Annotated in this window: 8 protein-coding genes; 4 read left to right on the top strand and 4 right to left on the bottom strand. The window is 63.6% G+C overall.

Going from position 1 to position 13,732, the window contains the following annotated elements; translation table 11 throughout:
• Window positions 1–38: 38 nt before the first annotated feature.
• The gene (locus ACMGGG_RS11680) at window positions 39–662 is read left to right on the top strand and encodes a LysE family translocator (RefSeq protein ID WP_414155526.1); all 624 of its coding nucleotides are present in this window, start codon (window positions 39–41) and stop codon (window positions 660–662) included.
• A 4-nt stretch (window positions 663–666) separates the two neighbouring features.
• Here ACMGGG_RS11680 and ACMGGG_RS11675 read toward each other — a convergent pair whose 3' ends face one another.
• From ACMGGG_RS11675 to ACMGGG_RS11665, 3 genes are all read right to left on the bottom strand, one after another.
• Window positions 667–1,869 carry an MFS transporter gene (locus tag ACMGGG_RS11675; RefSeq protein ID WP_054890723.1) on the bottom strand — a complete coding sequence of 401 codons (1,203 nt, stop codon included), beginning with the start codon at window positions 1,867–1,869 and terminating at the stop codon, window positions 667–669.
• Between the two features lie 144 nt (window positions 1,870–2,013).
• The gene (locus tag ACMGGG_RS11670; RefSeq protein ID WP_054890722.1) at window positions 2,014–2,688 is read right to left on the bottom strand and encodes a hypothetical protein; all 675 of its coding nucleotides are present in this window, start codon (window positions 2,686–2,688) and stop codon (window positions 2,014–2,016) included.
• Complete coding sequence (locus ACMGGG_RS11665) at window positions 2,688–3,257, bottom strand: ComF family protein (protein WP_063545019.1); 570 nt, start codon at window positions 3,255–3,257, stop codon at window positions 2,688–2,690. Before ACMGGG_RS11665 ends, ACMGGG_RS11670 begins: the two co-directional genes overlap by 1 nt.
• A 215-nt stretch (window positions 3,258–3,472) precedes the next feature.
• Between ACMGGG_RS11665 and ACMGGG_RS11660 the strand changes: the two genes are divergently transcribed.
• The gene (locus ACMGGG_RS11660; RefSeq protein WP_063545018.1) at window positions 3,473–3,952 is read left to right on the top strand and encodes a VOC family protein; all 480 of its coding nucleotides are present in this window, start codon (window positions 3,473–3,475) and stop codon (window positions 3,950–3,952) included.
• 27 nt (window positions 3,953–3,979) lie between these two features.
• On the opposite strand, the gene ACMGGG_RS11655 is transcribed toward ACMGGG_RS11660, so the two are convergent.
• Complete coding sequence (locus tag ACMGGG_RS11655; protein WP_372820928.1) at window positions 3,980–6,133, bottom strand: TonB-dependent siderophore receptor; 2,154 nt, start codon at window positions 6,131–6,133, stop codon at window positions 3,980–3,982.
• A 198-nt stretch (window positions 6,134–6,331) separates the two neighbouring features.
• On the opposite strand from ACMGGG_RS11655, the gene ACMGGG_RS11650 reads away from it, so the two are divergent.
• Together ACMGGG_RS11650 and ACMGGG_RS11645 are read left to right on the top strand one after the other, a co-directional pair.
• The gene (locus ACMGGG_RS11650) at window positions 6,332–8,692 is read left to right on the top strand and encodes a DNA polymerase II (protein ID WP_414155525.1); all 2,361 of its coding nucleotides are present in this window, start codon (window positions 6,332–6,334) and stop codon (window positions 8,690–8,692) included.
• 109 nt (window positions 8,693–8,801) lie between these two features.
• Window positions 8,802–13,688 (top strand): NEL-type E3 ubiquitin ligase domain-containing protein, encoded by a 4,887-nt coding sequence (locus ACMGGG_RS11645; RefSeq protein WP_414155524.1) that lies wholly within the window; start codon window positions 8,802–8,804, stop codon window positions 13,686–13,688.
• The last annotated feature ends 44 nt before the right edge of the window (window positions 13,689–13,732 follow it).

The raw sequence follows: 13,732 nt of genomic DNA, 5'->3' as shown, positions 1-13,732 counted from the left end.
AGGGCGCAAGGCTACCGGGGTCCGCATGGAGAAAAACAATGGACCTTTCGAGCCTGTTGCTGTTCATCCCCGCCTGCTTCGCCCTCAATATGGCGCCGGGACCCAACAACCTGCTGTCGTTGCACAACGCCAGCCGCCACGGCTTGCGCACTGCCTGCCTGGCAGGAAGCGGGCGCATCCTCGCCTTCAGCGGCATGATCGCCTTGGCGGCGATGGGGCTGGCGGTGGTGCTGCATACCAGCGAATACCTGTTCTTGAGCATCAAGCTCGTGGGCGCGGCCTACCTGTTCTATATCGCCTGGCAGTTGTGGCGGGCGCCCGTGGCGGAGGCGCCCCATGCCGGCTGGCAGCCCCGCGGTATCTGGCGCCTGGCACGGCAGGAGTTCTGGGTGGCGGCGGGCAACCCGAAGGCGATTCTCATATTCACGGCCTTCCTGCCGCAGTTCGTGTCGATCGGCAGTCCCACTCCCGTGGGCGAGCAGTTCCTTTGGCTGGGGTTGTTGTTCCTGTTGCTGGAGTGGGCGGCGATCGCGATCTATGCGGCGCTGGGTGCCTACCTGCAGCGCTGGTTCAATCAGCCGCGGCCACGGCGGCTGTTCAATCGGATCAGCGCCTCGTTGCTGGGGTGTGCAGGGCTTGGCTTGCTGGCTGCACGGCGATAACCCCTCAGCTGGCCTTCTCGCAGGTATCGGCAGGCAACGGGGCTTGCTCGCGTAGCGCCGATGCCACGACGAACGCCAGGGCCACCAATGTCAGGACCGGCAGCATCGCCAGGCGCAAGCCATGATGTTCGCCGATGAAACCCAGCAAGGGCGGGCCGACCAGAAACGCCAGATACCCCGCCGTTGCTGCCAGCCTTACCCGCTGATCGCTGTGTGCACCGCTTTCCCCGGCTGCCGAGATCGCCAGGGGAAAACCCAGCGATGCGCCAATGCCCCAGAGCATCACGGCAGCCGCGGCGATCCACGGCACCTCGCAGAACACCACCAATGCCAGGCTGCCTGCACCCAGCAGTGCGCTGGCGCGCAAGGTGAGCGCCCGGCCAAAGCGGCGCACCACCGGCGCTCCGGCGAATCGACCCAGGGTCATGCCCATGGTGAACACCAGGTAGATCAGCGTGCCGGTGGTTTCTGCAAATCCGTGCCCGTCGATCATCAGCAACGGCAGCCAGTCATTGGCCGCACCCTCGGCCAGCGCCATGGCCAGCACCACGAAACCGATCAGCAACAGGCGCCGGTCGCTGAGCAGGGCGCCCCAGGCAAACTCGGCTGCCTGCGTTGTCGGTTGGTTCGTTGCCCGTTCACTGGCCCGAGGGGCGTGGGGGACGAGGGCCAGGGTCACGCCGGCCGAAAGCAGTGCCGCGACGACCAGGTGCAGGTCCAGGGGGACCTGCAGCGCAGTCATGCCCATGCCGGCCAGCGCGCCCACCAGGGTACCGAGGCTGAAGAATCCGTGCAGGGTGGTCATGATCGGCGCATCGATTTCCCGCTCCACGGCGGCACCTTCGATGTTCACTGCGATGTCCGCCCAGCCCATGCCGATGCCGTAGATGAACAGCCCGGCAAAGGCGCACCAGGCACTGGCCAACTCGCTGCTGCCGGCGAGCACCAGCATGCCGGCGGACAGGCCGAGCAGGCCGATGCGCATCATTCGGTGCGCACCGAAGCGGGTGATCAGGCGTCCGGCACTGAGAATCCCGCACATCGCTCCGGCTGAAAATCCAAACAGGATCATCCCCATCTGTTCGGTGGAGGCCGACAGGCCGTCGCGCAGTGCTGGGGTGCGGGTGACCCAACTGGCGAGGGTCAGGCCAGGAAGCAGAAACAGCAGATACAAGGCGTAGCGGGCCAGGCGGTGGGTGGCAGGCATGGTACAGACTCGCTGGAATAATTTCGTACGGATGTACGAATAAATCGTACGGATGTCCGAAAAGGGCGTCAATCCCGTATTGAGTCGTGTGCGGGCTGATTGTTCAAACCTTTCCACAGGCAACCGGCGCCCGGCCGGTTGCCTTCAGGAGAACAGGTCGGCGCCGGTGGATGTAGAGATCGCGTCCAGCTTGGCTTGCAACTCGGCCACCCGGCGTTGGTGACGGGCGATGGCCGTGAGGTGTTCATCGATCTGCTGACGAATGGCTACCGGATCTTCGACTTTCCTCGAGAGCCGTTCGATCCGCCTGGACAAGCCGACCTTCTTGTCGGCCTCCAGGCGAGCCGGCTCGTCCATCTGGGCGATGAGCGCCTGCAGATCGTCCAGACAATGGACGTTGCAGAACAATCCCGCGGCCTGACGGTAAACCACCGACTTCCGGGCTCTGTCCAGCAGTTCGAAGACGTTGCTCAAGGTGCCGGGGCTTTTGCCGTCCCAGATCATCAGGCCGAAATCCGCTGCTTCGGCCATTTCCAGGTCCTTGGCGGTGTAGAACGCGCGACCCCTGGCATTGGCGGGTGGGCAGACAGCCACGAGTGGCCATGCTCCAAGGTTGTGGCGAGGCGTGTCACCGGTGCAGTACACCGTAACGGCGGCGTACTGGCGATTGGCGAAATACTGCTGCACGCATTGGTCCACGCCTGCGGCATCACCGACCAGCACTTCATGGCCGCTGGCAACGATATTGTCGAGCCGCGCCTCGACCTGGGAGTCGAGACGCTTGAGCGTGATCGAGCCGGAGATGAAAACCTTCGGCATCAATGCCTCCGTGTAAGGGTGACGACTGCAATTGAGCGGATGCTAGCGTATCCGCGCAAGGCGGTACAGGCGGCTTCCAGCGAGGCGCCAGTGTCGAACAGGTCGTCGATCAGCAGAATATTGCACGGGTGGAGTTTGTCGTGGGTGATAAAGCAACCTTGCAGCGCAGCGCAACGCTCCTCATAGGTCGCCAGGTCTTTCATTGCGACGGTGCTGCTGTGCTTGATCAGTGTCTGGTCGCAGTACTCGAGCTCCAGCAGCTGGGCTACCCGTTCTGCCACCGCGTGCACGGGCTGGCGAGTACGCTGGCGGCTGGCGGGCATGGGCAGCACGACATCCACCGGGACATTCTGTATCGCATGGGCGACAGATTCTGCGAGGAAGTCCACCAGGTCGTAGTCGTCGCGGTACTTGAGCTGGAACACAGCCTCGCCGATGGCGGTGCGGGTGGTGTCGAACTGCATGTAGCCTTGGGCGTTTTCGCCGACCGGCACGCTGTAGAGGACATGTTTGTCGAGGCTGATACCGTAATCCCAGGCGTCGTTGCCCGGCAGTTCGCGTATGTCCATGTGGGGCTTCCTTGTCGTTGATATGCCAGAGATGTTCGAACGGCTATCAATCAGCCGCGGTGGCAATGTTGCGACGGGGAAGTCCCAATTTCGACTTCTCGCTTTCCGTTTCTTGCGTAGGAAAATTCCGAGTTTTCCGTGTGTCGCCCTCGTCAGCTACCTGTGACGGGCCCGGCTAGACTGCTCAGGATCATCCACCGATCCGGGAGCGCGCCATGCCCAGCAAGAACACCATCTGTCTGTGGTTCGACAGCGATGCCGAGGCGGCGGCGCAGTTCTACGCCGACACCTTCCCCGACAGCCGTGTGGTGGCCGTGCACAAGGCGCCGGGTGACTATCCCTCGGGCAAGGAGGGTGATGTGCTTACGGTGGAGTTCATCGTGATGGGCATCCCGTGCCTGGGCCTCAATGGTGGGGCCGCGTTCAAGCATTCCGAGGCGTTTTCGTTCCAGGTGGCCACTGACGACCAGGCCGAGACCGATCGCTACTGGCACGCGATCATCGATAACGGTGGCCAGGCCAGCGTGTGCGGCTGGTGCAAGGATAAATGGGGGCTGTCGTGGCAGATCAGTCCGCGGGTGCTGACCGACGCGGTTGGCGGTAGCGACCGTGCGGCAGCCAAGCGGGCGTTCGAGGCGATGATGAAGATGGACAAGATCGACATCGCCACGATCGAGCGCGCGATCAGGGGCTGACAGGCCTGGCCCGCCAGCCCGCGAGGGTCAGAAGCTGTACTTGGCCGTCAGCATCAGGTTGCGTGGATCGCCGAAGGTGTCGCCGCCGTAGTCCACCGACTTCGAAATGGACGAGTAGTACTTCCTGTCGAAGATGTTGTTGGCGTTGAGCTGCAGGTCCAGATGCTGGTTGACCTGGTAGCCGGCCAACAGGTCGGTGACTGCGTAGCTACCTTGTACCAACCGATAGTTGCCGCCATTGACCGGGATGTCGTTGTACATACGGCTCTGCCAGGTGATGCCGCCGCCCACTCGCAGTTTTTCCAGTGGGCCCTGGAAGCGGTAGGTGGTGAACAGCTTGAACTGGTGTTCGGGTGTGTCGGACTTGAGCGGCTTGTTGACGCTCGCGGGGTTCTTCTCGTCCTTGATGGTGTGCACGCGGGCGTAGGTGTAGCCGGTGCCGATCTGCCAATGGTCGGTCAGTGCGCCCTGGAGTTCGAAATCGATACCTTGGCTGCGTACCTCGCCCGAGGCTTCATAGCAGGTCATCTGCGGGCAGTTGGCCGCGCCGATCTGGACCTGACGGTTTTCCTGGTCGATACGGAACACCGCAAGGCTGGCGTTCAGGGCACCGTCGAAATATTCGCCCTTGATGCCGACTTCATAGTTCTTGCCGACGATCGGGATGATCGGCTTGCCGGAGACGTCCTTGCCGCTCTGCGGAGTGAAGATGTCGGTGTAGCTCACATACACCGAATGATGCTCGTCCAGGTCATAGATCAGGCCGCCGTAGCGAGTGACGTTGCGGGTCACCTTGTAGTCGCCGTCGTTGTTGTCGCGCTGGTCGTAGTCGTACCAGTCCAGGCGTCCGCCGAGAATCAGCTTGAGCGGGTCTGCCAGGCTCAGGCGGGTGGTGGCGTAGACGCCTTCCTGGTTGATCAGGTAGCGATTGTTGCCAGTGTGCAGGAAGTTCGGCTTGCCGCTATCGAGCGGATAGTCGGTGTCATAGGGGCTGTATTCGCGCTCGTTCATGTCGTAGATGCGCTTGCTGGCACCCAGCACCAATTCATGGCTGCGGCCCAGCAGCTCGAAGGGGCCACTGGCGAAGGCGTCGAGACCCAGTTGGTTCTCGTCGTGCGCGGACTGGTAGACCGTCCTGCTCAGGGTCTTGGCGGTGTTCCAGCGCGACAGGTAAGAGCCGCGGAACAGCGCGTTCTGCTCGCTGTAGTTGGCGTTGACCTGCAGCTTCCAGTCATTGGCCAGGTGGTGGCGCACTTCGGCGAAGAGGGTGTTGATCTCCTGGTCCTTGTCTTCCCAGTCGGTGCCGGGGTTGTACGAACGCGACACATCCAGGTGATGGCCGCTGAGGTCGGTCGGGATGGCACCCCAGAAGAAATTGGTCTTGTCCTTCTGGTGCGAAAAGCCCAGGGTCAAGGTGGTGTCGTCGCTCAGGTCGGCTTCGCTGATGGCATAGAACAGCCCATGGTTTTCTTCCTGACCATCACGGAATCCGTTGGCGTCGCGGTAGGAGGTCACTATCCGGCCGCGCAGGGTGCCGCTGTCGTTGAGCGGGCTGGAGGCGTCGAGCTCGCCGCGGTAGTTGTCCCAGCTGCCGGCCGCGCCGGTGACGGTGACTTTCTGTTCGGCCAGTGGGCGCTTGCGCACCAGGTTGATGGCCGCTGATGGTGTACCGGCGCCTGTGACCAGGCCGGTGGAGCCGCGAACCACTTCGACGCGGTCGAACATCGCCAGGTTGGGTTGGGCGCCAACCACCCAACCGGTATAGGCGCTTGGGATGCCGTCGTACATCAGGTTGTCGACGTCGAAGCCTCGGGCGGTGTAGCTCTGGCGGCCGGGGCCGCTGGACTGGTTGAGGAACAGCCCCGGGGTGTATCGGGCCACGTCGTTGATGCTGGTCATGTTCTGGTCGTCCATGCGCTGACGGGTGATCACGGTGACCGCCTGCGGGGTCTCGCGCATGGTCAACGGCAGCTTGGTCGCGGTGTTCATGGCGCCGGTGGTGTAGGACGTGCTGCCTTCGGTGGTGCTGCCCAGCCGGTTGTCGCTGATCTCGGTGGCGCCCAGTTCCAGCGTTGCGGGTGGTTGCTGGTCGTCAGCCATGGCATGGGGCAGGGTGCTGAAACCGATGGCCAGGGTCAGCAGGTTGAGCGCGAAACGACGAGGCGGAGCAGCAGGGGTCATGCCTGGATATCCTTGTTGCTAGTGCTTATGAGAATGATTGGCAATAAGTCTGTCAGGATTTGTCGCGCCCCGAAAGCGTGGTATGCCAAAAAATCGACAAATTTTTCACATCTGCCCGCGTGTTGCGGAATCGCCAGACGTCCCGGGGCTTGCGCAAAGCGGGTAGAATTCGCGCTTGATCAAGTGTGTGAGGTCCATGTGGAGCTGCAGCAGGGTTTTGTCCTGACCCGCCATTGGCATGACACCCCCGACGGCACGTGTGTGGAGTTCTGGCTCGCTACCGACCAGGGTCCCCGGCGTGTGCGCCTGGGCGCGCAGGTTTCGGTGGCGTTCGTGCCCGCGCAGCAGGCCGCACATGCACAACTGTTGCTCGGCGATGAGCCGGGCGCAGAGCTGCGCCCCCTTGAACTGCGCGACTTTCAGCAGCGGCCGGTGATGGGCCTTTACTGCCGCCAACACCGCCAACTGATGGCCTTGGACAAACGCTTGCGCACGGCCGGCGTCGAGGTGCTGGAAGCCGACATCCGACCGCCGGAGCGCTATCTGATGGAGCGCTTCATTACCGCGCCGGTCTTGTTCGGTGGTCGTGTCGATGCCGAGGGAACGGTCGTGGATGCCCAGCTCAAGCCTCATCCGGACTACCGCCCGAGCCTGCGCCTGGTGTCTCTGGATATCGAGACCAGCGAACGGGGCGAGCTGTACAGCATCGCGCTGGAGGGATGCGGTCAGCGCCAGGTCTACATGCTCGGACCTCCCAACGGCCCAATGCAGGTGGAGGATTTCGACCTGCACTACTGCGCCGACCGTGGCCAGTTGCTCGAATGCCTCAACCGCTGGTTGGAGCGTCACGACCCGGACGCGATCATCGGCTGGAACCTGGTGCAGTTCGACCTGCGTATCCTCCATGATCACGCTCGGCAGTTGCAGGTGCCTCTGTGCCTGGGCCGCGATGGTGCGCCGATGACCCTGCGCGAGCATGGCAGCCGCACGCACTTCTTCGCCGATGCACCGGGGCGGCTATTGATCGACGGCATCGAAGCCCTGCGCTCGGCGACTTGGAGCTTCCCCTCGTTCAGCCTGGGAAACGTCGCCCAGACCCTGTTGGGGGAAGGCAAGGCCATCGACACTCCCTACCAGCGCATGGATGAGATCAACCGGATGTTCGCCGAGGACAAGCCGGCCCTGGCGCGCTACAACCTCAAGGATTGCGAGCTGGTCACCCGCATCTTCGAGCACACCCGGCTGCTCGACTTCCTTCTTGAACGTGCCACGGTGACTGGCCTGCCGGTGGACCGCAGCGGCGGCTCGGTGGCGGCGTTCTGTCACCTGTACATCCCGGCCATGCACCGGCTGGGCTTCGTCGCGCCGAGCCTGGGCAGCCGCGAGGGCGAGGCCAGCCCAGGCGGGTTCGTCATGGACTCGCGGCCAGGCTTGTACGAATCGGTGCTGGTGCTGGACTACAAGAGCCTGTACCCGTCAATCATCCGTACCTTCCTGATCGACCCGGTGGGCCTGGTGGAAGGCTTGCGCGAGCCCGATCAGACAAGCTCGGTCGAGGGCTTTCGTGGCGCCCGCTTCTCGCGTACCCGCCACGCCTTGCCAGCCATCGTCGAGCGGGTCTGGCAGAATCGCGAAGCGGCGAAGAAAGCGGGTAACGCTCCGTTGTCCCAGGCCCTGAAGATCATCATGAACGCCTTCTACGGCGTGCTTGGCTCCAGCGGTTGTCGGTTCTTCGACCCGCGCCTGGCTTCGTCGATCACCCTGCGCGGGCATCAGATCATGCGCCAGACCCGGGCGCTGATCGAAGCACGTGGTTATGACGTGATCTATGGCGACACCGACTCCACCTTCGTCTGGCTCAAGGGGGCGCACGACGAGGAGCAGGCGGCGCGTATCGGGCGTGCACTGGTGGCTGAGGTCAACCAGTGGTGGCGCGAGCATTTGGATCAAGAGCTGGGGCTGCACAGTGCGCTGGAGCTGCAGTTCGAAACCCACTACCGGCGCTTCCTGATGCCGACCATCCGCGGCACCGAGGAGGGCAGCAAGAAGCGCTATGCCGGGTTGGTACAGCGCGCAGACGGCCAGGACGAGGTGGTGTACAAAGGGCTGGAGTCGGTACGCACCGACTGGTCGCCGCTGGCTCGGCAGTTCCAGCAGGAGCTGTATGGCCGGATCTTTCGGGGCCAACCCTACCGCGACTATGTGCGCGATTATGTACGACGCACGCTGTTGGGCGAACAGGATGAACTGCTGGTGTATCGCAAGCGGCTGCGTCGTCCCTTGCAGGACTACCAGCGCAACGTGCCTCCCCATGTGCGCGCCGCGCGCCTTGCCGATGAATACAACCTGCGCCTGGGTCGCCCGCTGCAATACCAGCGGGGGGGCTGGATCAGCTACCTCATCACCACGGCAGGCCCGGAGCCGCTGGAGAACCTGCAGTCGCCAGTCGATCACGAGCACTACCTGAGTCGGCAGTTGCAGCCGGTGGCGGATGCGATCTTGCCGTTCGTTGGGGATGATTTCGCCAGCCTGACCGATCGCCAGCTCCTGCTCTTCTGAGGGCCCCGCCGCACGCTCGGTGGGCCGCCGTCGGGGTGGCATCTATCTACTGCCCGAGCGGGGACCCTGCCACCTAGCCTGCGCTTCTTTTTTCAAGGAGCGCGATGCCATGCCGACCCCCCGCGAACAGCGCGAAGAAGACGCCACGACCGTCCCCGATTTTCCGGCCTTGCATCAGGACGCCGTGATTGGGGAGCGTTTGCCGGACTGGCTGCGTCAGGCCTCCCCGGAACACGTCAAGCAGTTGCACGAGGCGATGCAGCTCAGCGTGTACTTCCAGACGCGGGCTCGAGCCATCATGGGGCAGTTGGAACCCCTGGACAGCTTTGCCCAGACTCGTCTGGCCAAGGCCCTCAAGCCCCATGTCGACGAGCCTTTCGATGTCCGCACGTTGCAGTTTCGGCGTGGACACCGTGAGCCGGTGCTGACCTCGATACCCATCGGCTATCCGGTGACGGTGCCGGTGTACACGCAAATACCCCTGCTCGAGGCCGCGCTGGGCAACTTCCGCGAGGAGGAAACCGAGGACGGCGGGCAGTTACCCGGTAACCGGCTAGGCGATCCTGGCAATAGCTCTGCACGTCTGCCTAGCGCGCGTCATTTCGCTGCGCTGTGCCGGTCACTGGACCTGGGCGGTCAGTACCAGCGCCATTTGCACACGGTGCTGGAGCAGTACAGCGACTCGGAGGCTGGCGCCGACTCGGTGTTTGGCCGTGCCCATCGCTACGGCATGCTGGCCGATGCCTGTGTCGCTCGGCTGAAGGGCGTCCTGAGCGAGAACGAATATGTGCTGGTGAAGAATCTCTGCGCGCAGAAAGCCCCGTTGACCTTCGAAGGACGACCGGTGCAGTGCAAGCGGCTGAGCCTGCTGGCGTGCATCCTGGAGCAGATCGTGGTGCTGGATGTGCGCGATGAGACCTTCAGCCCCCTGTACAGCTCCAGCCACCGGGTGCTGGTCCATATTCCGGGCGATCCCGCGACCCCATGGAGCGCGTTCCCCAACCTGCGCTATTTTGCCAATGACCTGGGCAAGCGCTTGCGGCTGCCCGGGTATCAGCGTTTCTTCAGCCGCTTCGTGTTGCGCCGCGATGCGCAGTCGTTCTTTTCTGCTGTGGCTTCGGGCTACCAGGGTGTGTCGGACCTGGCGAACATTGCGTTGGAAGAGCACATGCATCCTTGGGAGATCAGCGACCAGGCCACCGCCAGTACCTTGGAGGGCTCGCTGTTCATTGCGCTGGGTCGTGCGCGCATCGCGCAGGTCAAGGCCGATGCGGCGATGATTGCCGTGCCCTCGGCTGCTGTGGATGAACAGGTCCGGCGTGAGCACGATCAGCGCTTGTCCGCAGAGGGCTGGGCTTTGCTCAGCATAGCGGGGCTTTTCGTGCCGGCCCTGGGCGCGGTGTTGCTCGCAGTGAGCGCATGGCAACTGCTGGGTGAGGTCTACCACGGTGTCGAGGCCTGGCACGAGGGTGACAGCAGCGAGGCACTCGATCACCTGCTCAACGTCGCCGGCGATGTCGCCATGATTGCGGTTACGGCGGCAGGTGCGCAGTTGGCGCGAGCGGCCTGGAGCCGTTCGGCACTCGTCGATAGCCTATTGCCGGTGCGGCTGGAGGACGGCAGCACGCGGCTGTGGAAAGAAGACCTCACACCCTTTCGCAGTGCGCCGCCTGCGGGGGCCGTGCGTGACGACCTGGGTGTATACCGGGCAGGTGAAGGCTGCTGGGTTGAAATGGATGGCCAGCACTATCGCGTTGCGCAGGGCAGCGATCAGCGCTGGCGCCTGCAGGGTGACGACAAGCATGCGCCGGTGCTCAGACACAATGGCGCGGGTAGCTGGCGGCTGTGGTGGGAGCAACCGCTGGAGTGGGATGACCCTCGGCGCTCTTTCCGGCGCCTGGGCCATGACTTTGCCGAGCTGGATGACGACCAGATCGATGAGATCCTGCTCGCCCACGACATACAGGCCCAGCATCTGCGAGCGGTACATGTCGAGGGGCGCGTGGCCCATGGCGAATGGCAGGACAGTGTCGTTCGGTATCGGCTGGACCTGCGCATCCGTCGAGTGGTCAGGCAATTGCGCGGCGGGGTCATGCCCACCGAAGAGGCCGTGCTTGATCAGGCGCGGTTACTGCCCGGCGCCGCGGGTGCTTCGGACCAGGCATTGGCGGAGTTGATCTGGTCCGAACGAAGGCGTCTGTTCGAGCAGCTGTATGCGTTGGAGCAGCCACCGGGGAACGCAGGCGTCCAGCGTCTGTGTCGGCAGTTCGCTTCATTGCACGGTCGAGCGGCTGCGCAACTGATGCGCGAAGCCAGTGTTGTGGATCGCCAGCGCTTGCTGGATGACGGCCGGGTTGCGATGGACCTTGCTTCAAAGGCGGGCGCTGCGGTGTGGCGTATCAGAGTGGCCCGAGTGTTCGAAGGGTTGTACCTGGACGCTAGCCAGAATGCCGACCTTGCCCGTGTTGCGCTGCAGGTGCTCGACACCCTGCCGGGTGCTTCGCGCAACGTGGCCTGGCGCTTGTGCGAGGGCTCTGCGAACGGCCCGGTGCTGCTGTCGATAGACCGCACACAGGCCGTTCGCACTCTGACACTGGTTCACACCGATGGGGACTTCCTACTGCTCGATGGGGCAACCGAGGCGGTGCTCGGGGAAGGGGAGTTGTTCGAGGTCCTGAGCAGTGCGATGGATGGCCCTCAGCGGGAGGCCCTGGGATTGGGCGAGCCCCTGGCCCACAACCTGCGTGTGACCCTGGCGCGCGCGACCGCGGCCCGTCGGGCGGACGTCCAGACGATGCTCGGCAGGCGGGCCTCCGCAGGCTGGTTCCGCGCGCCGCAACGTCTGGCGGATGGCCGGGTCGGTTACCCGTTGAGCGGTCGCGGAGGAGGACGGGGGCGAGGCCGGCCGTTGTTCGCCAGGGTGCGTAACCTCTACCCGAACCTGAGCGACAACGATGCACGGGCCTGGCTGGTGACGCTTGGCAACAGCGGCGGGAACATTCACACCGAGCTGAGTCGGCTTGAGGATGAGTTGGCCGTGCTGGAGACGGACCTGCAATTGTGGACCAATCAGCCCATGAGCCTGAGCGCCCGTGGCGAAAGGGTCTACATGCGTGACGCCTTGCTTGCGGCCTGGCGGCGCACGCTGCCCAGGGTGTACGACCAGAACGGGCGCGTGATCGGTCAACGCTTGAACCTGTGGACCGTGTCGCTGCAGTCGCTCCCGGAGCTTTCGCAACAGGTCCGCTTCGATCAAGTGGTGTCGTTGTCGTTGCGCGGCATTGGCCTGACCGAGATTTCCAGCACATTCATGCGGGCGTTCAGTCGCCTGGAAGTCCTTGAGTTACCCAACAACAGGCTTACCCGCCTGCCGCCCCGGTTACGTCACCTGTCGCGACTGCGTGAGCTGGACCTGACCGGCAATCAGATCATGCTGGACGATCGCCAGGCGACCACGCTGCTGCAACTGGCGCACCTGAGGCTGCTGGATTTGTCGTACAACCCATTGGGGCGCAGTTTTTCCGTGGCGGGCATGCCGCATCTGAACTCCCTGCAACTGGCACACACCGGAATCAGCGAGTTGCCCGAGGGCTTGCTGAGTCGAGGCTCTTTGGTGGTCGCTGACCTGCGTCACAACGCAATTGTCGAACTTCCCGATCACTTCTTCAGTGCCCCGAGGTGGTACGCCCGCGCGGTGCTGTTGAGCGAGAACCCGCTGAGCGCCACGTCGACCCAGCGACTGCGCAGCTTCATGATTCGTCATCAACTGATAATTGAAGAGGAGCTGGAAGCCGAAAATGTCAGTGATCAAGCGGAGGAGGGTGCTGCTGCGCTCGACAGTGCCCGCAGTGCCTGGCAACACGTGATCGAAGCAGGCGCCACCGCACAGTTCGACGAGTACTGGAATGGGCTGGCCGAGGCGCCAGGCAGCGCCGACTTCATGGCCTTGTTGCGCCGCCTGCTGGAGACACTGGATTTTCGCAACCATGGCGCCGATCTCGGGCGGCGAGTGACCAGCATGATGCTTGCGATGGGCGAGCATGCCGAGTTGCGCGAGGAACTGTTCACCCAGGCGATGTTGCCCAGGACCTGCCAGGACAGTGTCATCGGTAATTTCAGTCGACTGGAGGTGCGCATGCTGGTCTGGAAGGCGCTGGTCGACGCCAAGGCGGGTGCCCAGGATGCGGCATTGGTTCGCCTGGGGCGGCAGCTGTGGCGCCTGGATGAAATCGAACGGATTGCCGTCGATGACATTGCCGCTCGTCTGGTCGCGGGGCGTGACCCCGATGAAGTCGAGGTGGAACTGGCCTACCGTGTCATGCTGCGCGATGACTTCGATCTGCCTGCACAACCGGCCGACATCGCCTACCAGCAGACTGCCGGCTTGACTCCCGAGCGTCTGGCTGCCGCCCGCCAGCGGCTGCGCGAGGGGGAAACCGAGCAGGCCATGGTCGAGTCGTTGTTCATGCGTGAATTCTGGACCGAGCATCTCAAGAACAGCCATCAAGCGGAGTTCGACGCCATCAAGAAGCCGTTCTTCGAGCGTATCGAGGTGGTTCAGGAGATGGCTGGCAATGATTCATCAGGCGCCCGATCCTATGACGACACCTTGCAAGCCCTGCGTGACGAGGTGCAGCGGCTGCAGGCGCAGTCCGGCCAACTGAGCCTTCAAGCCGACGGCCTGAGCGGGGACGCCCTGGAGGACCATCAGCAGCGGCAGGCCGATATCGACCGGCAACTGCGCGAGCAGCGTGCCAGCCTTGAGATGCGCTTGGTCGATAGCGAATTCGCTGAGCGCATGCGCGCGCTTGGCACAGGCATGGATTCACAGACCTTTCGCCAGACGATGGACCTGCTGTCGACCGAGCACGATGCGGCGGTGCAGGCACGGATCATAGAACTGACCCGAGCCGCACTGGCGCAGAACCCATCCCAGCTGGAACCGGGTGCTTCCGAGCCGCAGCCTGGACCAAGCCGTGGCAGCGGCATGGGCTGAGCGGCGAAGGGGGCCGGCGTTCATTGTTGGGCTATGCTCTGCAG

The organism is Pseudomonas sp. BNK-44-b, from assembly GCF_047456245.1.
Lineage (GTDB): Bacteria > Pseudomonadota > Gammaproteobacteria > Pseudomonadales > Pseudomonadaceae > Aquipseudomonas > Aquipseudomonas machongensis.
This window is presented reverse-complemented; position numbering and strand designations above follow the sequence as displayed.